The organism is Streptomyces sp. NPDC004266 (assembly GCF_042874095.1).
Taxonomy (GTDB): Bacteria; Actinomycetota; Actinomycetes; order Streptomycetales; family Streptomycetaceae; genus Streptomyces.
In genome coordinates this window covers 61,316-86,412 of record NZ_JBIAMM010000006.1, presented here as the reverse complement: position 1 = coordinate 86,412, position 25,097 = coordinate 61,316, and the positions used below count along the sequence as shown (strand labels likewise).

19 protein-coding genes are annotated in these 25,097 nt (G+C 72.4%); 10 read left to right on the top strand and 9 right to left on the bottom strand.

The genetic code is table 11. The features are described from left to right. Window positions 1-4 precede the first annotated feature (4 nt). A complete protein-coding gene (gene ggt, locus ACFYUZ_RS16430; RefSeq protein ID WP_389309516.1) occupies window positions 5-1,813 on the top strand; it encodes a gamma-glutamyltransferase in 1,809 nt (602 codons plus the stop codon). Here ggt and map read toward each other — a convergent pair. Next, window positions 1,810-2,577, bottom strand: a complete 768-nt coding sequence (map, locus tag ACFYUZ_RS16425; protein ID WP_389309513.1) for a type I methionyl aminopeptidase — start codon at window positions 2,575-2,577, stop codon at window positions 1,810-1,812. The two genes, ggt and map, sit on opposite strands and share 4 nt — an antisense overlap. Window positions 2,578-2,611: 34 nt before the next feature. Here map and ACFYUZ_RS16420 point away from each other — a divergent pair, with 34 nt between their 5' ends. From ACFYUZ_RS16420 to ACFYUZ_RS16385, 8 genes are all read left to right on the top strand, one after another. After that, window positions 2,612-2,863, top strand: coding sequence for a helix-turn-helix domain-containing protein (locus tag ACFYUZ_RS16420; RefSeq protein ID WP_030692948.1), 252 nt, complete (start codon window positions 2,612-2,614; stop codon window positions 2,861-2,863). Window positions 2,864-3,050: 187 nt separating this feature from the next. Next, window positions 3,051-3,224 (top strand): hypothetical protein, encoded by a 174-nt coding sequence (locus ACFYUZ_RS16415; protein WP_389309510.1) that lies wholly within the window; start codon window positions 3,051-3,053, stop codon window positions 3,222-3,224. A gap of 10 nt (window positions 3,225-3,234) precedes the next feature. Next, window positions 3,235-3,615 carry a PPOX class F420-dependent oxidoreductase gene (locus tag ACFYUZ_RS16410; protein WP_389309507.1) on the top strand — a complete coding sequence of 127 codons (381 nt, stop codon included), beginning with the start codon at window positions 3,235-3,237 and terminating at the stop codon, window positions 3,613-3,615. A gap of 130 nt (window positions 3,616-3,745) precedes the next feature. Then, on the top strand, window positions 3,746-5,026 hold the full coding sequence (locus ACFYUZ_RS16405) for a UL36 very large tegument protein (protein ID WP_389309505.1): 1,281 nt from the start codon (window positions 3,746-3,748) through the stop codon (window positions 5,024-5,026). Window positions 5,027-5,307: 281 nt separating this feature from the next. After that, a complete protein-coding gene (locus ACFYUZ_RS16400; RefSeq protein WP_389309502.1) occupies window positions 5,308-6,150 on the top strand; it encodes a nitrilase-related carbon-nitrogen hydrolase in 843 nt (280 codons plus the stop codon). Continuing rightward, window positions 6,147-7,430: an aspartate aminotransferase family protein gene (locus ACFYUZ_RS16395; RefSeq protein WP_389309499.1), complete on the top strand. Its 1,284-nt coding sequence runs from the start codon at window positions 6,147-6,149 to the stop codon at window positions 7,428-7,430. The genes ACFYUZ_RS16400 and ACFYUZ_RS16395 overlap by 4 nt, the downstream gene beginning before the upstream one ends. Window positions 7,431-7,449: 19 nt before the next feature. Continuing rightward, a complete protein-coding gene (gene hydA / locus ACFYUZ_RS16390) occupies window positions 7,450-8,853 on the top strand; it encodes a dihydropyrimidinase (protein ID WP_389309496.1) in 1,404 nt (467 codons plus the stop codon). A gap of 10 nt (window positions 8,854-8,863) precedes the next feature. Next, entirely contained in the window at window positions 8,864-9,865 is a 1,002-nt protein-coding gene (locus ACFYUZ_RS16385; protein WP_389309494.1) for a TIGR03842 family LLM class F420-dependent oxidoreductase, read from the top strand. Between the two features lie 14 nt (window positions 9,866-9,879). On the opposite strand, the gene ACFYUZ_RS16380 is transcribed toward ACFYUZ_RS16385, so the two are convergent. From ACFYUZ_RS16380 to ACFYUZ_RS16350, 7 genes are all read right to left on the bottom strand, one after another. Then, window positions 9,880-11,232, bottom strand: coding sequence for a hypothetical protein (locus ACFYUZ_RS16380; RefSeq protein ID WP_389309491.1), 1,353 nt, complete (start codon window positions 11,230-11,232; stop codon window positions 9,880-9,882). A 75-nt stretch (window positions 11,233-11,307) separates the two neighbouring features. After that, on the bottom strand, window positions 11,308-12,693 hold the full coding sequence (locus ACFYUZ_RS16375) for a sensor histidine kinase (RefSeq protein ID WP_389309488.1): 1,386 nt from the start codon (window positions 12,691-12,693) through the stop codon (window positions 11,308-11,310). A 6-nt stretch (window positions 12,694-12,699) separates the two neighbouring features. Continuing rightward, window positions 12,700-13,377: a response regulator transcription factor gene (locus ACFYUZ_RS16370; RefSeq protein ID WP_389309485.1), complete on the bottom strand. Its 678-nt coding sequence runs from the start codon at window positions 13,375-13,377 to the stop codon at window positions 12,700-12,702. Window positions 13,378-13,452: 75 nt separating this feature from the next. After that, complete coding sequence (locus tag ACFYUZ_RS16365) at window positions 13,453-14,382, bottom strand: hypothetical protein (RefSeq protein ID WP_389309483.1); 930 nt, start codon at window positions 14,380-14,382, stop codon at window positions 13,453-13,455. A gap of 71 nt (window positions 14,383-14,453) precedes the next feature. Beyond that, complete coding sequence (locus ACFYUZ_RS16360; RefSeq protein WP_389309481.1) at window positions 14,454-17,621, bottom strand: efflux RND transporter permease subunit; 3,168 nt, start codon at window positions 17,619-17,621, stop codon at window positions 14,454-14,456. Continuing rightward, window positions 17,618-21,289, bottom strand: a complete 3,672-nt coding sequence (locus tag ACFYUZ_RS16355; protein WP_389309478.1) for an efflux RND transporter permease subunit — start codon at window positions 21,287-21,289, stop codon at window positions 17,618-17,620. The genes ACFYUZ_RS16360 and ACFYUZ_RS16355 overlap by 4 nt, the downstream gene beginning before the upstream one ends. Window positions 21,290-21,705: 416 nt before the next feature. Beyond that, on the bottom strand, window positions 21,706-22,227 hold the full coding sequence (locus ACFYUZ_RS16350) for an SMI1/KNR4 family protein (protein WP_389309476.1): 522 nt from the start codon (window positions 22,225-22,227) through the stop codon (window positions 21,706-21,708). A gap of 236 nt (window positions 22,228-22,463) precedes the next feature. Here ACFYUZ_RS16350 and ACFYUZ_RS16345 point away from each other — a divergent pair, with 236 nt between their 5' ends. Then, on the top strand, window positions 22,464-24,005 hold the full coding sequence (locus ACFYUZ_RS16345; protein WP_389309473.1) for an NCS1 family nucleobase:cation symporter-1: 1,542 nt from the start codon (window positions 22,464-22,466) through the stop codon (window positions 24,003-24,005). Here ACFYUZ_RS16345 and ACFYUZ_RS16340 read toward each other — a convergent pair. After that, window positions 23,959-24,771, bottom strand: a complete 813-nt coding sequence (locus ACFYUZ_RS16340; RefSeq protein WP_389309470.1) for a serine protease — start codon at window positions 24,769-24,771, stop codon at window positions 23,959-23,961. The genes ACFYUZ_RS16345 and ACFYUZ_RS16340 overlap by 47 nt on opposite strands. Between the last annotated feature and the right edge of the window lie 326 nt (window positions 24,772-25,097).

The following is a 25,097-nucleotide window of genomic DNA, read 5'->3' as shown; positions in this document are numbered from 1 at the left end:
AGGAATGCGTCGCTCCGCCGCTGGCAAGGTCTCACTTCTCGCCGTCGCGGCGACGGTGCTCTCGATGGGCGCCGCCGCGCCGCCGAAGGCCCCGCCCGTCGTCGACCCACCCGTCAAGGAACCCGTCGCCGTCGGCCACGGCGGCGCCGTCGCCAGTGTCGACGCCGACGCCTCGGCCGCCGGCATCGAGGTGCTCCGCAAGGGCGGCAACGCGGTCGACGCCGCCGTCGCCGTCGCGGCCGCCCTCGGCGTCACGGAGCCCTACTCGGCGGGCATCGGGGGCGGCGGCTACTTCGTGTACTACGACGCGAAGAGCCGCACGGTACGGACCGTCGACGGGCGCGAGACCGCGCCCCGGACCGCCGGACCCGGCCTCTTCACGGAGAACGGCAAGCCCATCCCCTTCGAGGAGGGCCAGACCAGCGGCCTCGGCGTCGGCACCCCCGGCACCCCCGCCACCTGGAAGACCGCCCTCGACGCCTGGGGCACCAAACGGCTCGGCACCCTGCTCGAACCCGCCGAGCGGCTCGCCCGCGAGGGCTTCACCGTCGACCCCACCTTCCGCGCCCAGACCGCGGCCAACGAGGCCCGGTTCCGCGACTTCCCGGCCACCTCCGCGCTCTTCCTGCCCGGCGGTCAGCTGCCCGTGGTCGGCTCCGTCTTCAAGAACCCCGACCTGGCCCGTACGTACGAGACGCTCGGCCGCGAAGGCGTCGGCGCCCTCTACCGGGGGCCGCTCGCCCGGGACATCGTGAACACCGTCCGCACGCCCCCGCTCCGCGCGGGCGCGACCCGGAAGGTCCGCGCCGGCGACCTGACGGAGGCCGACCTCGCCGCGTACCGCACCGAGTCCCGCAGGCCCACGAAGGTCTCGTACCGGGGCCTCGACGTCTACGGCATGGCCCCGTCCTCCTCCGGCGGCACGAGCGTCGGCGAGGCGCTCAACATCCTGGAGGGCACCGACCTCTCGACGGCGTCGCAGGCCCGGTACCTGCACCGTTTCATCGAGGCCAGCCGCATCGCCTTCGCCGACCGCGGCCGCTGGGTCGGCGACCCGGCCTTCGAGTCCGTGCCGACCCGCGGCCTGCTCTCCCAGCGGTTCGCCGACTCCCGGGCCTGCCTGATCCGCGACGACGCCGCCCTCACCAGCCCGCTCGCCCCCGGCGACCCGAGCAGCCCGGTGCCGTGCGCGAGCGGCGGGACCGCCGCCCCGACCACGTACGAGGGCGAGAACACCACCCATCTGACGGTGGCGGACAAGTGGGGCAACATCGTCGCCTACACGCTCACCATCGAGTCCACCGGCGGCAGCGGCATCACCGTGCCCGGCCGGGGCTTCCTGCTCAACAACGAGCTGACCGACTTCTCCTTCGCCCCGGCGAACCCGGCCGTCCACGACCCGAACCTGCCCGGCCCCGGCAAGCGGCCGCGCTCCTCGATCTCCCCGACCATCGTCCTCGACCGGCACGACCGGCCCGTCCTCGCGCTCGGCTCCCCGGGCGGCGCGACCATCATCACCACGGTCCTCCAGACGCTGACGGGCGTCCTGGACCGGGGCCTGCCGCTCGTCGACGCGATCGCCGCGCCGCGCGCCAGCCAGCGCAACCAGGCCACCACCGAGCTCGAACCGGCCCTGTGGAACAGCCCGTCGAGGACGGAACTGGAGGGCATCGGGCACGGCTTCCGGCAGAACCCGGAGATCGGCGCGGCGACCGGCGTCCAGCGCCTCCCCGACGGCCGCTGGGTGGCCGCCGCGGAGACGGTCAGGCGGGGCGGCGGCTCGGCGATGGTGGTGCGGCCGGACGCGGGTTAGAGCGCCGTCAGGACGCGCGGGCCGTCGTCCGTGATCGCCACCGTGTGCTCGGCGTGGGAGGCGCGCGAGCCGTCGGACGTACGGATCGTCCAGCCGTCCCGCGCCGTGTAGTGCTCGTCCGTGCCGCCGCCGATGAGCATCGGCTCGATCGCGAGCACCATCCCGTGGCGCAGCCTCATGCCCCGGCCCGGGCGTCCCTCGTTGGGGACGCCCGGGTCCTCGTGCATGGCGCGGCCGATGCCGTGACCGCCGAAGCCGTCGGGGATGCCGTATCCCGCGCTCCGGCAGACCCGGCCGATGGCGTGGGCGATGTCGCCGATGCGGTTGCCGACGACGGCCGCGGCGATGCCGGCCTCCAGGGCCTCCTCCGCCGCGGCGATCAGCCGGGCGTCCTCCGGCCGGGCGGGGCCGACCGTGAAGCTGACGGCCGAGTCGCCGGCCCAGCCGCCCAGCACCGCCCCGCAGTCCACGGAGACGAGGTCGCCCGGGGCCAGCCGGGTGCCGTCCGGGATGCCGTGCACGATGGCGTCGTTGACGGAGACGCACACGACCGCGGGGAACGGCACCGGGGCCCACTCCGGGTGGTAGTCGAGGAAGGGCGAGCCGGCCCCCGCCTCGGTGAGCACGTCGCGCGCGGCCCGGTCGAGCTCGGTGAGCCGTACGCCGGGCGCGGCCTTCTCCCGTACGGCCGCCAGGGCACGGGCCACCACCCGCCCCGCCTCACGCATGGCCGCCAGGGATTCGTTCGTCTTGATCTCCACCATGACCAATTACTATACCGGTATTAGAATGGTCGTCATGGTGCGCACCCCCCTGACCCCCGAAGAGCGCGAGCGCGGCGAGCGCCTGGGCCTGCTCCTGCGCGAGGCGCGCGGCGAGCGGTCCATGGTGGAGATCGCCGCGGCCGCCGGCCTCTCCGCCGAGACCCTCCGCAAGATCGAGACCGGCCGTGCCCCGACCCCGGCCTTCTTCACCGTCGCGGCGCTGGCCGGGGTCCTCGGCCTCTCCATGGACGAGCTCGTGGTGCACTGCGCCCCGGCCCCCGTCTGACCCGTCGTCCGGGGATCGGACGGAGACCGCGAGCTGCACCCGGCTGTGGCGCGGGCGCTCGATCTCGTCCAGGAGGGCGAGCGCCAGACCGGCGTGGGCGATACGGCCCGGGCCGTCGATCACCGTGCCCACGGCCGTCCTGTAGCCGCCCCTCCGCACCCCGGGGGCGGTCTCCAGGGGCGTGGCGATGCCCAGGGTGAGCGGCCGCCCGGCCCCCGCCTGCGTCAGTCCGGCGGCCATCGCCCTCACCGGCCTCGGCCGGTCCCTCCCCGCCCCGCTCGACGCGGCCTGCGCCTGGACGCGCACCCACGCCCCCGAGATCACCGAGGCCCGCGCCGCGTGCGAACAGGCCGCGCTCTAAGCTCCCGGGCATGATGCCCGAAGAGCTGCGGCGCGGCCGCTACGTCAGCCTGACCACCTTCCGGAAGAACGGCACGGGGGTCGCGACACCCGTCTGGTACGCGACGGAGGGCTCCGAGCTGTACGTGTGGACCCGCTCCGACTCCTGGAAGGTCAAGCGCCTGCGCAACGACCCCCGGGTCGAGGTCGCCGTCTGCGACCTGCGCGGCAACGTCGCCGACGGCGCCGAGCGGTTCGCCGGTACGGGGCGCCTGGTGGAGGGGGAGGAGCTGCGCCGGATCCGACGCCTGCTCTCGCGCAAGTACACCTGGCAGTACTGGCTGACCGACGTGCCGGCCATGATCGTCCGGCTAGGGAAGCGTCCGCACACCGGGATCGTCGTGACGTTCTGACTCCCGCGCATCCGGATGAAAACAGTCCGTAGTCGTCCCGTAACACGACTGCGGTCCAATACCCGCGGGCCGGAGGGCCCCAGTCGACCGCGGGGCAGGTGCGTGACGCATGACGGTGTATCAACTACCGGTGGAAGTACACGCGTTCACGCGCTGGCTGGCCGAGCTCACGGGCCGCGCCCGGCCGGAGGAGGGCTGGTACGGGGTCTTCGCCGCGCGCGACCCGGAAGGCCTGCGCGCCTGCCTCGACGGGACCGACATCCTGCCCTGGGACGTCGTCGAGTCCCTCCTCCAGGACGTCGGCGAAGCCGTCGACGGGCCGTTCGCCCTCCGGGGCCGGACCCTGTACGCGGCGGCCGTGGACGCCCACGACGGCCGCCCCGGCGGGGCGGAGGCGCTCGCGGAGCGCCGGGACCTCATGGAGGCCGAACGCCGGTACGCCGAGGCCCGGGGCCGCGAACTCGCCGAGCGGCTGCGCGACACCCCTGACCCGGCCGAGGCCGCCCGCCTGGAGCACGACCTCGCCTGGACGCGGGACGACCGGGCCAGGGCGGCGGCCCGGGTGGGGGAGCTGACGGCGCGTCTTGCCCGATGGGGGTCGGGGACATCGGTGGGGGTCAGGGGCGGGGCCGGGGCCGTTGCCGGGGCGTCACCGGCCGGGGTCGCCGGGCCGGCGCCGGCCGCCGCGAAGCCCGTCAAGGCCGAGCGGCGCCCCCGGGGCGCCCGGTACGCCTGGCTGGAGGAGGGCGCCGAGGCGGTGGAGCGGGAACCGGCGCCGCTGCCCGCGCTCCCGGCCGGGGGAGCGGCGCCCCGCGGGGCCCGCTTCGGCGGCGCCCCCGAACCCGCCCCCGTGGCCGAGGCCCCCGCCGCGGACCCCGTCGAGGCCGACCGTGCCGCGGCCGCCGCGGTCTACGCCCTCCGGCGCCTCCGTGCGCAGGGCCGCAGCGGCGAGGCGCACGTCCTGCTCTGCGAAGCGCTCGCCGCACCGCCGGCCCGGCTGCCCGCCCTCGCGGCGGAGCTGCACCGGGCCGGGCTCGGCGCCGACTGGTCCACGCTGCTCTGGGAGGCGGCCTCGCTGCCGCCCGCCCGGCTCGCCGCCGTCGCGGGCGTGCTCGCCGACGCGGGGCGGGCGGCCGACTGCGAGCAGCTGCTCCGGCAGGGCGTGGCCCGTCCGGTCGAGGAGCTCGCGGGCGCGTGCGCCGCGCTGCGCGCCGAGGGCCACCACCGCGAGGCGCACGCCCTGCTCACCGCGTTCGTCCGGGTCCGCAGCGCCGAGGACGCCGCCCGGCTCGCGGGCGCGGACCCGCACGACCTGGTCCCCCGACTCCTCGCCGCGGCCCGCGAGGTGTCCCCGTCGCGCGCCCGCGACCTCCTCCACGCCCTGAGGGTGGCGGGCCTGGCGGGAGCGTGACGGCCCCCGGGCGGCCCGCCGCGCGGGCGGGCGCGGCCCTGCGCGAGCGCCGCGCCCGGCGCGCCTGCCCCTGACGGCGCGCGAGCGGCCGGGGGCAATCCGTACTGGTCGGTACGTGTCGGTACGTGTCCGACGTGGACCACTCGGGTATGAAACATGATCGACCCGGCCGCTTCACGGCGGCGGTCTTGCTCCGGGGTGTGACGGGGCTTACGTTCTCCTCCTACGCACCGCGTCTACGTGCGTAGAGGCTCTCTGACGCCGCGCCGAAGGAGCAGCTCATGACCCACGTCGTACGCGCCGCACTCGTCCAGGCCACCTGGACCGGCGACACCGAATCCATGATCGCCAAACACGAGGAGCACGCCCGCGAGGCGGCCCGGCAGGGCGCCAAGGTGATCGGCTTCCAAGAGGTCTTCAACGCGCCCTACTTCTGCCAGGTCCAGGAGCCCGAGCACTACCGCTGGGCCGAACCCGTCCCCGACGGCCCGACCGTCCGCAGGATGCGGGACCTCGCCCGCGAGACCGGCATGGTGATCGTCGTCCCCGTCTTCGAGGTCGAGGGCGAGGGCTTCTACTACAACACCGCCGCCGTGATCGACGCCGACGGCAGCTACCTCGGCAAGTACCGCAAGCACCACATCCCGCAGGTCAAGGGCTTCTGGGAGAAGTACTACTTCCGCCCGGGCAACGCCGGGTGGCCGGTCTTCGACACCGCCGTCGGGCGGGTCGGCGTCTACATCTGCTACGACCGCCACTTCCCGGAGGGCTGGCGCCAACTCGGTCTCAACGGAGCCCAGTTGGTCTACAACCCCTCGGCCACCCACCGCGGGCTCTCCTCCTACCTCTGGCAGCTGGAGCAGCCCGCCGCCGCCGTCGCCAACGAGTACTTCGTCGCCGCCATCAACCGCGTCGGCATCGAGGAGTACGGCGACAACGACTTCTACGGCACGAGCTACTTCGTCGACCCGCGCGGCCAGTTCGTCGGCGACGTCGCCTCCGACAAGACCGAGGAGCTGGTCGTCCGCGACCTCGACTTCGGCCTCATCGAACAGGTCCGCCAGCAATGGGCCTTCTACCGGGACCGCCGCCCCGACGCGTACGACGGGCTGGTGCAGCCGTGAGCAGCCTGTACGACCGGCACAAGGCCGTCATCCCCGACTGGATCGCCCTCTACTACCGCGACCCCGTCGAGATCACCCACGGCGAGGGCCGACACGTCTGGGACGCCCACGGGCGCAGGTACCTCGACTTCTTCGGCGGCATCCTCACCACCATGACCGCCCACGCCCTGCCCGAGGTCACCAAGGCCGTCGCCGAGCAGGCCGGGCGGATCATCCACTCCTCGACGCTCTACCTCAACCGCCCCATGGTGGAGCTCGCCGAGCGGGTCGCCGGCCTCTCCGGCATCCCCGACGCCCGCGTCTTCTTCACCACCTCCGGCACCGAGGCCAACGACGCGGCCCTGCTCCTCGCCACCACGTACCGCCGCTCGAACCAGATCCTGGCGATGCGCAACAGCTACCACGGCCGTTCCTTCTCCACCATCGGCATCACCGGCAACCGCGCCTGGTCGCCCACCGGCCTCTCCCCGCTCCAGACCCTGTACGTGCACGGCGGCGTCCGCACCCGCGGACCGTACGCCGGGCTCACCGACGAGCGGTTCATCGACGCGTGTGTCGCCGACCTGGAGGACATGCTCGGCCAGACCCGCTCGGGCGTCGCCGCCCTCATCGCCGAACCGATCCAGGGGGTCGGCGGCTTCACCTCCCCGCCCGACGGCCTCTACGCCGCCTTCCGGCGTGTCCTCGACCGGCACGGCATCCTCTGGATCTCCGACGAGGTGCAGACCGGCTGGGGCCGCACCGGCGAGCACTTCTGGGGCTGGCAGGCCCACGGCCAGGCCGGGCCGCCCGACATCCTCACCTTCGCCAAGGGCATCGGGAACGGCATGTCCGTCGGCGGCGTCGTCGCCCGCGCCGAGGTCATGAACTGCCTCGACGCCAACTCCATCTCCACCTTCGGCGGTTCGCCCGTCACCATGGCCGCCGGCCTCGCCAACCTCGCGTACCTCCTGGAGCACGACCTCCAGGGCAACGCCCGCCGCGTCGGAGGCCTCCTCATCGAGCGCGTCCGGGCCGCCGCGGCCGGGGTCGCGGAGGTGCGGGAGGTCCGCGGCCGCGGCCTCATGATCGGCATCGAGCTCACCGAACCGGGCACCGACCGGGCGAACCCGGACGCGGCCGGCGCCGTCCTGGAGGCCGCCCGAGAGAACGGGCTCCTCATCGGCAAGGGCGGCGGCCACAACACCAGCACCCTGCGCATCGCCCCACCGCTCTCGCTCACCGTCGCCGAGGCCGAGGAAGGCGCCGCGATCCTCGAACAGGCCCTCAGGTCCCTCTAGCCGGCAGGGGAGAAGTCCCATGAGCACCCGTACCCTCGTCCGCGGCGGTCTCGTCGTCACCGCCGCCGACGAACTCCACGCCGACGTGCTGATCGAGGACGGCCGCGTCGTCGCCCTCGCCGCCCACGGCTCGGACGCGGCGGCCGGCTGGACCGCCGACCGGACCATCGACGCCACCGACCGCTACGTGCTGCCCGGCGGTGTCGACGCCCACACCCACATGGAGCTGCCCTTCGGCGGCACCTTCGCCTCCGACACCTTCGAGACCGGCACCCGCGCCGCCGCCTGGGGCGGCACCACCACCATCGTCGACTTCGCCGTCCAGAGCGTCGGCCACAGCCTGCGGGAAGGGCTCGACGCCTGGTACGCCAAGGCCGACGGCAACTGCGCGATCGACTACGCCTTCCACATGATCCTCTCCGACGTGAACGAGTACACGCTCAAGGAGATGGACAAGCTCGTCCAGGAGGGCATCACCTCCTTCAAGCTCTTCATGGCCTACCCCGGCGTCTTCTACAGCGACGACGGCCGGATCCTGCGCGCCATGCAGCGCTCCGCCGACAACGGCGGACTGATCATGATGCACGCCGAGAACGGCATCGCGATCGACGTCCTCGTCGAGCAGGCCCTCGCCCGCGGCGAGACCGACCCGCGCTACCACGGCGAGGTCCGCAAGGCCCTGCTGGAGGCGGAGGCCACGCACCGGGCGATCCAGCTGGCCCGGGTGGCGGGAGCCCCCCTCTACGTCGTGCACGTCTCCGCCGAGGAGGCCGTCGCCGAGATCGCCGCCGCCCGCGACAAGGGACTGCCCGTCTTCGGCGAGACCTGTCCGCAGTACCTGTTCCTGTCCACGGACAACCTCGCGGAGCCGGGCTTCGAGGGCGCCAAGTACGTGTGCAGCACCCCGCTGCGGCCCAAGGAGCACCAGGCGGCCCTGTGGCGGGGGCTGCGGACGAACGACCTCCAGGTGGTCTCCACCGACCACTGCCCCTTCTGCTTCGTCGGCCAGAAGGACCTCGGACGCGGCGACTTCTCCAGGATCCCCAACGGCCTGCCGGGCGTGGAGAACCGCATGGACCTCCTCCACCAGGCCGTCGTCGACGGGCACATCAGCCGCCGCCGCTGGATCGAGATCGCCTGCGCCACCCCGGCCCGGATGTTCGGCCTCTACCCGCAGAAGGGCACGATCGCGCCGGGCGCCGACGCGGACATCGTCATCTACGACCCGCACGCGACCCAGGTCCTGTCGGCGGAGACCCACCACATGAACGTCGACTACTCCGCGTACGAGGGCAAGACCGTCACCGGCCAGGTGGAGACGGTCCTCTCGCGCGGCGAACCGGTCATCGAGCAGCGGAAGTTCACCGGCCGCGCCGGCCACGGGGCCTTCACCCCGCGCGCCACCTGTCAGTACCTGAACTAGGAGAACGACGTTGGACTTCGGACTCGTCCTGCAGACCGACCCGCCCGCCTCGGAGGTCGTGGGCCTGATGCGCCGGGCGGAGCGCAACGGTTTCCGCTACGGCTGGACCTTCGACTCCGCCGTGCTCTGGCAGGAACCCTTCGTCATCTACAGCCAGATCCTCGAACACACCACCAAGCTCCACGTGGGTCCGATGGTGACGAACCCGGGGACGCGGACGTGGGAGGTGACCGCCTCCACCTTCGCCACCCTCAACGACATGTACGGCAACCGGACCGTGTGCGGCATCGGCCGCGGCGACTCCGCCATGCGCGTCGCCGGCCGCAAGCCGAACACCCTGGCCCGCCTGGGCGAGGCCATCGAGGTCATCCGCGACCTGGCGGAGGGCCGCGAGGCGCAGGTGGACGGCAACCCGGTTCGCATCCCGTGGGTGAAGGAGGGGAAGCTGCCGGTGTGGATGGCGGCGTACGGGCCCAAGGCGCTGGCCCTGGCCGGACAGAAGGCCGACGGCTTCATCCTCCAGCTCGCCGACCCCTTCCTCACCGAGTGGATGGTCAAGGCCGTCCGGCAGGCCGCCGCCGACGCGGGCCGCGACCCCGACGCGCTCACCATCTGCGTCGCCGCCCCCGCCTACGTGGGGGACGATCTGGCCCACGCCCGTGACCAGTGCCGCTGGTTCGGCGGCATGGTCGGCAACCACGTCGCCGACCTGGTCGCCAGGTACGGCGAGCACTCGTCGATGGTGCCGGACGAGCTGACCGCGTACATCAAGAACCGGCACGGCTACGACTACTCCCACCACGGGCGCGCCGGGAACCCCGACACCGAGTTCGTCCCCGACGAGATCGTGGACCGCTTCTGCCTCCTGGGCCCCGCCGAGGCCCACATCGAGAAGCTCCGCCACCTGCGCGATCTCGGCGTCGACCAGTTCGCCGTCTACGACATGCACGACAACCGCGAGGGCACCATCGACGCGTACGGCTCCGACATCATCCCCGCGCTCAACGCGTAGCCGGAGCCGTCGCGCTACAGGGCGGACGCGAGCCGGTCCGTCGCCTGGTGGGCGGCCTGCACGTCCTTGCGGTCGGCGGCCTCGCGCAAGGCCTTCAGCGCGGCGTCGATCCGGGCCGCCCTGGCCGGGTCCGTGTCGTGCTTGACGCGGTCCCAGGTGAGTTCGAGGCTGGTCGCGTCCCCGGCGACCGCGCCCGTGTCCCGGGCGGCGCTGTCCAGCGCCGTCTGGCGCGCCCACAGTGCCAGCCGGGCCGCCTCGACGGTCGCGAGCGGTTCATGGCGCAGGTGCAGGTCGAGGTCGTTCTGGGCGACCCGGAGCGCGGCACCGCGGACGAGCGCGGCATCGCGTGCCTTGACGGCCGCCGCGAGGGAGTCGAGGTCCCGGTCCATCTGCTGGGCGAGCAGCTGGGGCACGCGGTCGGCGGCCCGGTACGCGTCCCAGGCGGCGCGCGCCTTCGCCACGGTCGCGTCGGTCGCGTCGGCGTGCGCCGCGCGGACCGCAGCCGAGAGGGCGGCGAGTTCGGAGGGCGCGGGACCCGGGGCGACGTCCGTCGGTACGGCCAGCGTGATCGCCTCCAGGTCGGGGCCGGGTTCGTCGATGGTGAGCTCGCCGTACCCGGGGGCGATGACCTTGTTCTCGCGCGTGCCGTCCTGGTTGATCTCGGTCGTCCTGATCGCACCCTTGACGGGTCCGTACGGCCCGGGGACCGTCTGCCCGACGGCCTTGACGGTGACCTCCTCGAAGACCGTGCCGGGGCTGTTCTCCGGCCGGTAGACGTCACCGGCCTTCGGGTCCCTGGGCATGATCATCGCGGCCGGTCCGGACTTCCCGGCCCGCCACGTGCCGCCGGTGTTCTCGACCACGCCGTTCTCGTAGTTGAAGACGTCCTCGCCGAGGTACCAGACCGATCCGTCGTCGGCCTGCGCGAACCAGTCGGTCGCGACCTCCTTGACCCGCCCGTCCGAGAAGGAGACGTACTGGAGCGTGCGTGCCCGGACCTGCTCGCCGTTCACGGTGACGGTCTTGATGTCGGGCAGCAGCGTGAGCTCGGTGCGGAAGGGCTTCCCGTCGACGTGACCGTCGTAGATCACCTGCTGGACCCTGGAACTGGCGTGGAGCGGGTTGGTGACCTCGGTGGGGTTGCTGAACACCGGCGTGCCCAGGTCGACCCGCTCCCGCTCCGGGGCGAGCGGCAGGCACTCGTCGGTCTTCCTGCCGTTCTCCTCCACGACCCGTACGCAGTCGGTGCTCGCCGACGGGGTCCCGCTCGCCGCTCCGCCGCCGACGGCACTGGCGGTGCAGCCGCCGGTCGCGAGGGTCGCGGCCAGGACCGTGCTCACCGCGGCCGCCGGGTATCTGGTCCTCATGACTGCCTCCTCTGCCGTGACACCGAGGCTTCCACCCGGGTGCTGAAGGGAGCCTGAACGGAACTGAACCGGTCTTCAGGAGCGGCGGCCCGGTTCTCGTCCCGCCGGGTCCGGCGGGAGCGTCACCTCGAAGCGGGCCCCGCCCAGCCGCCCGTCGGTCACCGTGGCGGTGCCGCCGTGCGCCGCGACCAGTTCGGCGACGATGGCGAGCCCGAGTCCGCTGCCGCCGGCGTCGTCCGCGCCGTCCCCGTCGCCCGGCCGGCGGGACCGCGCCTCGTCGAGGCGCACGAACCGTTCGAAGACCCGCTCGCGGTCCGCCGGCGGCACGCCCGGACCGTCGTCCTCCACGCCCAGCACCACCCGGCCGTCCGGCTGTTCGACGAGGTCGAAGGCGACCTCGGAGCGCGCGTGCCCGGCCGCGTTGTCGCCCAGGTTGCGCACCACCCTGGCCAGGCCCCGCGGGTCCGCCGGCCGCCGCACCGCCGACACCCCGGCCGTACCGATCCGCAGCCCGGGCGCCGCCCGGCGCAGGCGGCGGACCTCGTCCAGGACCAGGTCGTCGAGGTCCACCGGCCGCAGCCGGGGGCGCAGCGCCTCCTCGTCGGCACGGGCGAGCAGCAGCAGGTCGTCGACCAGTCGCTGGATCCGCAGGTCCTCGCTCAGCACGGTCCTGGCCAGCCGCTCGCTCGTCAGCCGGTCGGGGTGGGCGAGCGCGACCTCGGCGTGCTGGCGGATGGACGCCACCGGGGACCGCAGTTCGTGCGAGGCGTCGGAGATGAACCGGCGCTGGGCGCTCTGCGCCCGTTCGAGCCTGTCCAGCATGCGGTTCATCGTGGCGGCGAGGCGTGCGATCTCGTCGCGGCCGGGTGGAAGCGGCACCCTGCGGTGCAGCTCCGCCGCCGAGATCGCCTCCACCTCCGACCTGATGGCCGCCACGGGCGCCAGCGCCCGCCCGACCGCCATCCAGGTCGCGCCGGCCACCACGAGCATCAGCAGCGGCAGCCCCGTGACCAGCAGTCGGGTGACGATCCGGGTCGACTCGTCGACCCCGATCAGCGTCTGCCCGGCCAGTACGGTCCGGTCGCCGCCGGGCGCTCCGGCGGTCACCGCCACCACCAGGAAACGGTCCTCGTCCAGCGGCGTGCTGAGGGTGGACTCGGAGCCCTGTCGCGGGTCGGCCAGGGCCGGCAGGTCCTCGACGTTCGGGCTGGCGGCGATCACGTCCCCGCGGGCGTCCAGGACCTGGACGAACTGTTCGTCCTGGTCGCCCACGGTCAGCGACGGCACCCCGCGCCCCGACTCGATGACGGCCGCCACCTGCTCGGCCCGGCCCCGCACGGCCTGCCGCACGTCGTCGGTCAGCTCGGCCCGCAGGAGCCCGATCAGGGCCACCGCTCCCGCGATCAGGCCCACCGCCACGACGAGGACGGCCGCGACGGCCGACCAGAACCGCACGCCCATGGCCGCCTACCCCCCGTCGGGGGCCAGGCGGTAGCCGCAGCCCCGTACGGTCTCGATGGACGCGCGGCCGAAGGGGCGGTCCAGCTTGTTCCGGAGGTGCCGGACGTAGACCTCGACGATGTTCGGGTCGCCCTCGAAGGCGTCGTCCCAGACGTGCGCGAGGATCTCGTGCTTGGACACGGTCTCGCCGCGCCGGCGCAGGAGGAACTCGAGGAGGGCCAGCTCACGGGCGGTCAGCTCGACCCGCACCCCGGCCCGGGACACCTCCTTGGCCGCCGGGTCGAGCCGCAGGTCGCCGGCGGTGAGGGCGGCGGGCCGCTCGCGCGGTTCGCGGCGCAGCAGCGCGCGCAGCCGGGCGAGCAGCACGGCGTACGAGAAGGGCTTCGTCAGGTAGTCGTCGGCGCCGGTGTCGAGCCCCTCCACCTCGTCCCACTCGCCCTCCTTGGCGGTGAGCATGAGGATCGGGGTCCAGTTCCCCTCGGCGCGCAGGGTGGCGCAGACGCGGTAGCCGTTCAGGCCGGGGAGCATGATGTCGAGGACGATGGCGTCGTACGCGTGCTCGCGCGCCCGCCACAGGCCGTCCGTGCCGTCCAGGGCGACGTCGACGGCGAAGCCCTCCGCCTCCAGGCCGTTGCGGAGCCCCTCGGCGAAGCGCTCCTCGTCGTCCACGATCAGCACGCGCATGTCCCGATTGTGACCCGCGTCACCTGAACCGGAGCTGAAGGGCGCGCGGTGCCGCGCGCCCCTCACGGGCCCGTGCTACGGCAGGACCGGCAGCCCCTTCGGGCGGGCCGGCTGCGCGGGCGGGGTGGTGCCGTACACGTCCGGGCTGATCTCGTAACCGCGCGCGTCCTGCGCCAGCACCTCCTTGCGGACGGCGGCGAGCTCCTTGCGGTCGAGCCGGGTGAACTCGGTCAGCGACAGCGTCTCCGGGTTCGCCTCGCCCACGGGCTCCACCTTGATGTTGCCCACGTGCGGCGCGTAGGACTTCAGCTGGTGGCCGCCCTCGGGGTCGAGCGGCGCGAACTCGTCCGTCACGAGGACGTGGTGGAAGCAGCCGACCGGGACGCAGGCGTTCTGGTTCGTCCGGACCACCGTGGCGCAGTCCAGGAAGTCGATCTCGGGGGCCAGCCCCTCGGTGTAGGTGGGGGTGCCCACCCGGGGCCTGGCGAGCATGGCGATGCCCGCCTTGGCCCCCTCCACGCCGGAGATCCAGGTGTCGGGCGCGCCGACGAGCTCGCCGTTCTCGTAGATCTCCGGGTACTCCCCGAGGCGCCAGACCGTCCCGCGCCGGTCCTGGGCGAAGAACGCCAGCTCCGACTCCTGGATCTCGTCGCCGTTGAAGTCCTGGTCGAACACCACCACGGTGCGCACGCCGTCGACGACCTTGGTCAGGTCGGTCACCGTCGTCACCACGCGGTGGTCCTCACCGGCGACGTCGCCGGTGAGGACCAGCCGGGTTCCGGGCTTCAGCGGGAGGAACGTGTTGTTCACCCTCGGACGGGCGGGGAAGGTGTGCGGACGAAGGGCGGGGGGCCGCCCGCAGTCGCCCTGGGAGCTCGGGCCGCTCTTCGCCGGGGCGGTGGCGGACGCCCGGGGGGCGTCGGTGGCCGACGCGCCGGGGGCCAGCAGCAGCGCGGCGACGACGGGGCTCAGCAGGGCAGCGGACGCACGAAGGCGGCGGGGCATTCAGCTTGTTCCTCTCGGTGGAGCCAGGGTGGGGCTCCACCGAGAGGCGGCGGCCCCGTCCGCCGCCTGCCTCAGTGCGTGGCGGCCGCCTCATCGTGCGGCCGGTGCCGTCTGAAGCCCTTGCCGAAACGCAGGTACAAGGACGGTACGACGAGCAAATTCAGCAGGGTGGACGTAACCAGACCGCCCACGATGACCACGGCGAGCGGGTACTCGATCTCGTGGCCCGGCCGGTTGCCGAGGAAGACCAGGGGCAGCACCGCGAGTCCGGTCGCCAGGGAGGTCATCAGGATGGGGGACAGCCGTTCCCGCGCACCGCGCAGCACCAGGGCGGGCCCGAAGGCCATGCCCTCGTGCTCCTCCAGGTGCTGGTAGTGGTTGATCAGCAGGATGCCGTTGCGCGCGGCGATGCCGAGCACGGTGAAGAAGCCGACCAGGGAACCCAGCGTGATGTTCCCGCCGGCGATCCAGACCGCGAGGACGCCGCCGACCAGGGCCATGGGCAGGGTGAGGAAGGACAGCAGCGCGAGCCGCCAGCTGCGGAAGGAGACCTGGAGCAGTACGAAGACCGCCAGGGCCGCGAAGATCGCGCTGTAGAACAGGACCCGCTGGGCGGCCTGCCGCTCCTCGTGCTCGCCGAGGAGCTCGGTGTGGTAGCCGCGGGGGAAGTCCGTGGAGGCGATCGCCTCGTTGACCTCCGAGACGACGGAGCTGAGGCCGCGTCCGGAGACGGAGGCGTTCACGTCGAGGTGACGCGAACCGTTCTCGCGGGCGATCACGTTCGGCTGGGGCTCGATGACCACCTGGGCGACGTCGCCGAGGGGCACCGGGGTGCCGGCGGGCGTGTCGATCGGGAGCCGGCTGATGGCCGCCACGTTGTCGCGGGTCTCGGGGGTGCTCCACACCACCGTGTCGTAGGCCCTGCCGTCGCGGAAGATGTCTCCGACCTCCTCGCCGGCCACGAGGGTGGACGCGGCGCGGCGCACGTCACCGGGCTTCAGTTCGTACTTCGCCGCCTTGTCGACGTCGACCTTCACCTGGATCTGCGGGACCTCGACCTGCAGGTCGGCGTGGACGTCCTCGGTGCCGTCGATCTTGCTGATCTTCTCCTGGAGCTCCAGGCCCTTCTGGCGCAGGACGTTCTGGTCCTCGCCGAAGAGACGGACGACGACCGGGTACTTGGAGCCGGTGAGCACCTCGTCGACGCGCTCGTTGAGGTACGTCTGGACGTCCTGTTCCACGCCGGCGTACCGCGCCACGGTCTCCTTGATCTTCGTGAGGGTCTTGTCGTAGTCGGCCTTGGGATCGATGCTGATCCAGCCCTCGCCGAAGTTGACCCCGGCGATCTCGTCGCCCAGGAACGCCTGCCCGATGTGGGCCCCGAAGACGTTGCGCACCCCTGGGATGGCCCGTACCTCGCGGCTCACCTGGGAGACCATGCGTTGCTCTTCCTGCACGGACGTGCCGGGTGTGGTGATGAAGTGCATCAGGAAGTCCCGCTCCTTGAAGGAGGGCATCAGGGACTGGCTGAGCTGTGGCACCAGGAGGGCCGCGACGACCACGAGCGCACCCGACACCAGGTAGGCGTTCACCGGCCGCTTGACGATGCGCCGCAGCCCCGCCGTGTAGCCGTTCTGCAGCACGCGGAGCAGGGGGGACTGCCGGCGTTCGACCTTGGCCTTGCGCAGCATGATCAGGCACAGGGCGGGGGTCACCGTCAGGGCCACGACCATGGAGGCGATGATGGCCAGCGTGTAGGAGACGGCGAGCGTCCGGAAGAACGAGCCCGCCACTCCCTGGAGCAGGAACACCGGCACCGTGGCCACGACGATGATCATCGTCGCGTAGACGATCGGGCTCCGGACCTCCAGCGAGGCGTTCAGAATGATCTTCGCCACCGACGTGTCGCTGCCGGCTCTCCGATGCTCGCGCAACCGTCTGAGGATGTTCTCGACGTCGATGATCGCGTCGTCCACGACGGCGCCCAGTGCGATCACCAGTCCGGCGAGGGCCATCGTGTTGATGGTGTCCCCGCGCCAGTGGAGCACCAGCACGGCCGCCATGAGGGACAGCGGGATCGTCAGCAGGCTGATCAGTGCGACGCGCCACTCGTAGAGGAACGCCGCGAGGACCACGACGACCAGCAGGAAGCCGAGCACCAGGGCCTGGGTCAGGTTCTCGATCGCGGTGTGGATGAAGTCCTGCTGCTGGAAGATGGTCGTGTCGAACGTGATGTCGGGCAGGCCGGGTTCGAGGGACTCGATCGCCTTCTCGACGTTCTTGGTGATCTCCGGGGTGTCGCCCCAGGGCAGCTTCTCGACGATCAGCAGCAGACCGGGGTCGCCGCCGACGATGGCGTCGCCGCCCAGTGGCTGGGGGGCCTCCTTCACCAGGGCCACGTCCCCGAGCCGGACGGTCCGGTCGCCCGTCGTGTGCACCGGCACCTGGGAGAGGTCGGTGGGCGTCACGACCGGCAGGACGTGCCGGATGCCGAGGCGCTGCTCGGGGGTCTCGATCCAGCCGCCGGTGCCGATGACCGAACCGGTGGTGAACTTGAGCAGGCCGGAGTCGACCGAGTCGCCGGTGGCCTCCATGACGTCGTCGAGACTGACCTTGTGGGTCTGCATCTTGAGCGGGTCCACCTGGACGGTCATCATCTGCAGCCGCTCGCCGAAGATGCTCACGTTGGCGACGCCGGGCACGCGCAGCAGCCGGGCCCTGACCTCCCAGTACGCCGTCATGGACATGGACATCAGGGCCTTGTCGGAGTGGTCCTCCGAGGACATCCCGATCTTCATGACACGGCTGGTCGCCGCGACGGGCGGCATGATCACCGGCGGGGCCGCCCAGGTCGGCAGGCTGGGCGACACCTGCTGCACCCGTTCCTGGACCTCCTGGCGCGCCTTGAAGAGGTCGGTGCCCTCGTGGAAGATCAGCTGGACCGACGAGAGCTGTGCCACGGACTCGGAGCGCAGGTCCTCGAGCCCGTCGAGGCCGTTGAGGGACTGTTCCAGCGGAACGGTGACGAGGGACTCCACGTCGGCCGTGGACAGGCCGAGGCAGGTCGTCTGGATCTCCACCCGCGGCGGGGCGAACTCGGGGAAGACGTCCACCCGCGTCTGGGGCAGCGACGTGATGCCCACGACCATCATCACCGCGGCCGCGGCGACCACGAGGTAGCGGAAGCGCAGGCTGGAACGGACGATCCAGCGCATCAGAGTGCGGCGTTCCTCAGTCATTCGTGCTCGCCGTCCGTCTCGTACTCGATGCCCAGCAGTTCGGCGGCCCCGACCGTCACGACGTGGGTGCCCGGCGCGAGGCCGGACTTCACGACCGCGTGGTCCTTACCGAACTGCCCCAGTTCGACGGGGGTCCGGACGTACACGAAGGGCTTCGGGTTGGTGAAGGCGAAGGTCTCGCCCTCCGGGTCGTAGACCACTGCTTTCAGCGGGATGAGCGTCCGCGGCGGGCCGGCGCCGTCCAGCGGCGCCTGCCGCAGCGGCTCCGTGGTGAGGTGGAGCCGTGTGATCGTGTCCTCGGCCAGGGTCAGACGGGGGATCTCTCCTTCCGGGACCTTCTCGATCTCGGCGGGCGGCTGCTCGGAGTGTTCGGCGGCGGAGGCCGCGGAGGGCTGCGAGTCGCCGCAGGCCGACAGGCTCGCTCCACCGGCGAGCAGCAGCCCCGTGGCCGACAGGCCCGCGGCCCACCGGCGCCTGCCGAGACGCCGGCGGGACCCGCTGCGGGGTGCTTCCCGCCGTTCCGTCCTGCCGTCGTCCGCGGCTGCCGCGCCCGGGGCCGGGCCGGCCGTCGACAGGCCCGGTTCCGGGCCCGTGCGACGCTGTCGGAGGCCGCCGGGGGAGGAGTGGAAGCGGATGTAGAGGGCGGGCACGATGAACAGCGTCACGAGGGTCGAGGTGACCAGTCCGCCGAGCACGACGACGGCCAGCGGGTGCAGCACCTCCATGCCCTCGATCGTTCCGAGGACGACCGCGGGCAGCACCGCGACCGCCGTGGCGAGCGCGGTCAGCAGGACCGGGCCGACCCGGTCGCGCGTGGCGTCGACGATGCGCTGCGGGTCGACGGTGCCGTCCGGGCGCGCCTCGGTCTCCTGGTAGCCGCGGACGAGCAGCACCAGGTTGCGCACGGCGATGCCCAGCACGAGCAGGAAGCCGCCGAGCGCGCCGACCGACGTGACGCCGCCGACGGCGAACGCGGTCAGCACGCCGCCCACGCCGGCCAGCGGCAGGGCCAGCAGGACGAGCGTCGCCGCCCGCCAGCTGCCGAACGCCGCCTGCAGGAGGAGGAAGGCGCCGAGCAGCGCGGCGACCACGAGCCCCGCGATGTGCAGGTCCTGGCTCTGCTGGTGGGCGACGTCGCTCTGCACCTCGGCGTGGTACTCGTACGGCATCGGCATGGCCTGGACGCGGTTCCTGACGTCGTCCAGGACGGTGTTCAGGTCACGGCCGCTGACGTCGGCGACGACGTCGAGGCTGCGCGAGGTGGCGTAGTGCTCGATGACCGTCGGGTACGGCGTGACACGGACGGTCGCGACGTCGCCGAGGCGCACGGCGCCGCCCTTCGGCGTGTCGATCAGGAGGTCCTGGACCTTCTGCGGAGCGGAGCGCGTCGCCGGCGAACCCCACACCACGACGTCGAAGACCTTCTGCTCCTCGTAGAGGCTGCCCACCGGCAGACCGGAGAAGTAGGTGGCGGCCGTGCGGCGGACGTCACCGGGCTTGAGCCCGTGGCTCTGGGCCGCCGCGAGGTCGACCTTGACCTCCAGGGTCGGCTCCTGGACCACGTCCGGGACCTGCGGCCTGACGATTCCGGGGACCTGCGAGAGGGCCTTTCTCACCTGCTCGGCCTGCTTCCGCAGCACGCCCAGGTCGTTGCCGTAGACGCGGACCACGACGGGCGCGCCGTCGCCGTTCTCGGCCCGGACCTCGTTCAGCCGTGCCTGCGGGTAGGTCACCACCTCGCTGTCGAGGCCGGCCTGGTCGTCCATGGTGCGGTTGATCGCGGCGACGGTCCTGTCGTAGTCGGCCGAGCTCTTGAGGTTGACCCAGAACTCGCCGGAGTTGACGTTGACGACCTGGTCGGACTCCCTGGCGCGGCCCACGTGGGCGCCCACGCTCTCGACGCCCGGAAGCGCGCGCAGGTCGTCGGCCGCCGCCCGGCCGAGGCGGTCCATCTCCGGCAGCGAGGTGCCGGGCGCCGCCTCCACCTGGATCAGCAGCTCACGCTGGTGCAGGGACGGGACGGGGGACGCGCCGTCGAGCTGCGGCCACACCGCGAAGCCCGTGCCGGCCAGCACGGCGGCCGCGGCCAGCGCCAGGCCCGGCCGGAGGAGGGTCTTGGGGCTGATCCGGTCGAAGCCGCGGTGGAGCCACCCGAGCACCGGGTTGCGGTGGTGCCCGAGCCTGGTGCGCGCCAGCAGAGTGGCGGCCAGTACGGGCGTGAGGGTCAGGGCGACGACGGTGGAGGCGAGCACCGCGAGCACGTAGGACAGGGCCAGCGGCCGCGCGAAGGCTCCGCCCACCCCGCTCAGGAAGACGATGGGCACCACGGCCAGCAGCAGGATCAGCGTGGCGAAGAAGGCGGGCCGCCGCACGGCCGCCGTGGCGTCGACCACGACGTCGGCCACCGACCGGCGTTCGTCGGATCCGTGATCTTCGCGCCGGAACTGTCTCTGGATGCGGTCGAATCCGATGACGATGTCGTCGATGACGGCGCCGAGGGCGATCGTCAGCCCGGCGAGGACCATCATGTTGAAGGTCGTGCCGCGCAGATAGAGCACCCACAGGGCGGCGATCTCCGCCAGCGTGATCGACACGAGGCTGATCAGGGCGACGCGCCAGGAGAGGAAGTACAGGCCGAGCAGCACCGAGACGGCGGGCACGGCCACGACCACCCACAGGCCCAGGTTGTCGAGCGCCGTGTCGACGAAGGACGCCGGCCGGTACACGTGGGTGTCGACGGTGATGTCGGACAGTCCGGGCTGGAGCGACGTCATCGCCTCTTCGACGGCGTGGGTGACCTCGCGGGTGTTGGCGTCGGGGTACTTCTCGACCACCAGCATGATCCCGGGGCCGTCGTTCAGCGTCACGTCGCCGATGAGGGGCTGGTGGTCCTCCACCACGGTGGCGACGTCACCGATGCGCAGCCGCTTGTCGGCGGTGTCCTCCACCGCCACGGAAGCCAGGTCCTGCGCCTTGGCGATGGGCAGCACGTGCTGGATCGCCAGCCGCTGGCTGGGAGTGTCGATGAAACCGCCGGTGCCCGGCGTCGAGGCCTCCACGAAGGTCAGCGGCGACACCCACAGGGCGTTGCCGGTCGTGCGGACCACCTGGTCCAGCGAGACGCCCCGGCTGCGCAGCTGCTCCGGGTCGACCCGGACCTGCAGCTGCCGGTCCCGCTCACCCCAGATGACCACGTTCGCCACGCCGGGAATGCCCAGCAGGCGCGGCTTGATGTTCCACCGCGCGAGGACGGACATGTCGATGCGGGAGACGTCCTTCGAGGAGAGGCCGATCATCATGACCCGGCTCGTCGACGACAGCGGCTGGATCATGACCGGTGCCTTGCCCACCTGGGGCAGGCCGCCCACCTGGATCAGCCGCTCCTGGACGGCCTGCCGGGCCTTCTGCTCGTTCGTGCCCGGCTCGAAGACCAGGTCGACGGAGGAGAGGCCGGGGGCGGACTCGGAGGTGATCTCGTCGAGCCAGGCCACGCCGTTCAGCAGGTCCTGTTCCAGCGGGACGGTGATGAGCTGCTCGACCTCGGCCGCCGACAGACCCGGCGCCTCGGCCTGGATCTGCACCCGCGTCGGAGCGAACTCCGGGAAGACGTCCGTCGACGCCGCCCGTGGGAGCTGGAAGAAGCCCAGGGCCATCACGGCCGCTGCCACGCCGATGATCAGGTTACGGAACGTAAGACTGAGAGAAAGGATTCTGTGGACCACGGCTGGGTCCTGCCTTCCAGAGCGACTGCGCGTTCCGCCGAGCCGCCCTCGGACCCTCGTCACAGGGTCTGGCGGAGCGCGGGATCACGCACCGGGCGGACGGCGTACCGGGCGCCCGCACGGGGTCGTCCGTCCTGCTGCGGCATCAGTCGCCGGCTTCGACCGGCGATGGAGAGGATTCCTGGCCGTCGTCCTCTCCGCGCCACCGCGGGAGGAACGGGCCTACCCCATATTCATGTCCGGTAAGAGCTGAATCGACTGAGCTGTCATCCATGCCCGCAGTCGATAGATACGTCGTAAATGTAGCCAGTAGGTAAAACCCCTGTCAATGGATCCCGTCGAAAGGGATTAACGATCACGGATCAGGGAAGAGGCGTGCAGAATGGACCGTCGGGCGCGCGGTCGCGGGAGCGCAGGGTCACGTCCCGCCCCTTGAGGTAGGCCAGCAGCCACTCGCCGAACGTCATCTCGTAGAGGGTCCAGGACGGGCTGTCCATCTCCTGGACCAGGACGCGCCAGGGCGACGAGGGCCCCTCGGGAACGCCGAGGAAGATCATCTCGCCCGTCGTGGCCGTCGCCACCGGCAGCAGCTCCCCGGGCCCCGCCCCCGCCCGGCTCGGCAGGAATTCGGCCATGTCCTCCTCGCGCCAGAACTCGATCTCCTGTCCGACGAAGCTTCCCAGGTCGTGCAGGAGATGGGTGGCGGGGTGCATCAGATGCAACTGCCCGTTGACCGAGACCGAACCGTAGGCGTCCACGACCTCGCGGAAGTCCGCGGGGAACGCGACGCCGAGCTCCTGCTCCAACGCGCTCCACGGCGCGGGATCCGACCAGTCGAACCGGGACTCACCCAACAGGGCTCGTATCTCCGAAAGCGTTGCCACCGCTGGGCTCCTTCTGACGCGTCGAACCGGTGCCGTTCTCGGAGAACTGTTCATCACGGAACAGGTGCTCCGTCAAGTGACCGCCCGATCAGGGCATTTCGCCCGAACGGGTGAGGGCGGGCGGCAGGGCCCTCCGCCTCCCTTGACGCCCCTGTCCCACGGGACAAGACTCCGCACGGTCAAGAACCCCACGCCCCGCACGGCCTCGTTCCGCCCCCGAACGAAGGGTTCCGTCCATGACCGCAACCGCACCCTCCGGCAGATCCGGCCCCTCCGGCGTCCGCGACGGCCGCGTCGGGCTCGCCCCCGGCACGGCCCCCGCCGACCCCCGCTTCGCCAACGACGACCTGCTCCCCGTCCCCGTGGCCGACCGCCGCTGGACCACGTACAACTTCGCGGCCCTCTGGGTCGGCATGGCCCACAACATCCCCTCCTGGATGCTCGCCTCCGGTCTCGTCGCCCTCGGCATGGACTGGAAGCAGGCCGTCCTCACCATCGCCCTGGCCAACGTCGTCGTCCTCGTGCCGATGCTGCTCACCGGACACGCCGGACCCAAGTACGGCATCCCCTTCCCCGTCCTCGCCCGCGCCTCCTTCGGACTGCGCGGGGCCAACCTGCCCGCGCTCGTCCGGGCCGGCGTCGCCTGCGCCTGGTTCGGCATCCAGACCTGGATCGGCGGCCAGGGCGTCTTCGTCCTGCTCGACAAGGTCTTCGGCGGCGGCTGGGCGGAGGCGTCGGAGGTCGGCGGGCAGCCCTGGACGCTGTGGCTCTGCTTCGTCCTCTTCTGGGCGCTCGAACTCGCCGTCATCCACCGGGGGATGGAGGCCCTGCGTCGCTTCGAGAACTGGGCCGCGCCCTTCGTGATCGTCGGCGCGCTCGCCCTCCTCGTCTGGATCACGGCCGAGGCGGGCGGCCTCGGCCCGCTCCTCGACCAGCCGTCGAAGCTGGGCTGGGGTGCCGACTTCTGGCCCGTCTTCTTCCCCGCCCTCATGGGAATGATCGCCTTCTGGGCCACGCTCAGCCTCAACATCCCCGACTTCACCCGCTTCGGCGCGGGCCAGCGCTCCCAGGTCCTGGGGCAGAGCCTCGGACTCCCCACCACCATGACGCTGTTCGCGCTGCTCTCGGTGCTCGTCACCTCCGGCTCGCAGGCCGTGTACGGGGCGCCCGTCTGGGACCCGGTGGCGCTCGCCGCGAAGACCGACGACGTCTTCGGGCTGCTCTTCGCCCTGGTGACCGTCCTGGTCGCCACCCTCTCCGTGAACATCGCGGCGAACGTCGTCTCCCCGGCGTACGACCTCGCCAACCTCGCGCCGAGGCTGGTGAACTTCCGTACGGGAGCGCTGATCACCGGCGTCGTCGGCGTGCTCGTCATGCCGTGGAAGCTCACCGCCACCCCCGAGCTGTACATCTTCACCTGGCTCGGTCTGGTCGGCGGGCTCCTCGGCACGGTGGCCGGCATCCTCATCGCCGACTACTGGCTCGTCCGCCGGACCGTCCTCGACCTCGAAGGCCTCTACCGGGCCGACGGCCCCTACTGGTACCGGGGCGGCTGGAACCCGGCGGCCGTCCTCGCCTTCGCGGTCGGCGGCGTCCTCGCCGTCGGCGGCTCCCACTCGGCGCCGGGCACGGGCCCGTTCCCCGAGGACGGACTCGTCCCCTTCCTGAAGCCGCTCGCCGACTACGGCTGGGCCGTCGGCCTCGCCGCCGCGCTGCTCCTGTACACCGCCCTCATGAGACGCGGGGGAGCGGACCGGCGGTCCTCCCGATCCAGCTGAGGTAGGACCAGACCCGGGTGTTCACGGCGGGGGTGTCGGTCGCGCACCCCTTCCCGTACGAGACCAGACCGATCAGGTACGGCCGCCCCGCGATCGTGTGGACCAGGGGGCCGCCGGAGTCGTACTGACAGGTGTCCCGCCCGGGCGCGTACGTGCAGAGCTGGGCGGCGGTGACCTGGGACATGCCCCGGGCCCCGCAGGTGGGGTTGCTCATGGTGCCGAGGACCACGGTCCGCAGGACGTCGGAGGTGCGGCCCCCGAAGGAGGTGGTGCCCCAGCCGGGAGCCTCGACCTGCGTGTGGTCGAAGGTGCCGTGGGCGTACCGGACGGGCAGGGCGACCGGCCGCACGTCACGGTTGAACGCCACCGGCTCGGCCAGCCGGACCAGCGCGATGTCGTCGCGCTGGGCGGCCGGGTCGTAGTCCGGGTGCGTGAGGAAGGCGGCGGGGGTCGCGAGCACCGCGTTCGGACTGTCGTCCCGGCGCGTCAGGTCGTGGTCGCCGAGGAGCACCCCCACGCGCGCGGTGCTGCTGTACGAGCCGGTCAGACAGTGGGCGGCGGTGAGCACGTACCGCTCGCCGACCAGGGCCCCGCCGCACATCACCCGCCGCTCGGCCAGGTCCACGAGCCCCACCATGAACGGGTACTGATGGGGCCGGGCCTCCCGGCCCCCGACGACCGCGTGCGCGGGCGGCGCGATCCCGAGGGGGCACACCGCCATCACCGCGCCCGCGACCGCCGCCATGAGCTTCCTCGCCCGTCCCACCTGATCTCCGCCCTGTCGACACCGTGCTCCCGGTCCGGGCCGCCGTACGTGCGGAGACGTTTCCGCACGTACGGCGCCCCGGTCCGCGTGGGCATCAACGAGACGGACGGGGAGGAGTCACCCGGCCACGGGGACGGACTGATGACCGAGGCGGTGACCGGGAGCGGGATCAGCGGTCGACGTCGGGGGACCAGCCGGGGACGTGAGCGGCGGCGGCCGCGTCCCGGGCCGGGGCTCCGCCAGGGAACGGCCAGGCCCGGGTCGCATCGCGCGAGTCGGCGATCCGCCGCAGCGTCTCCGCGAGCCGGCGGCTCTCGTTCGCGACC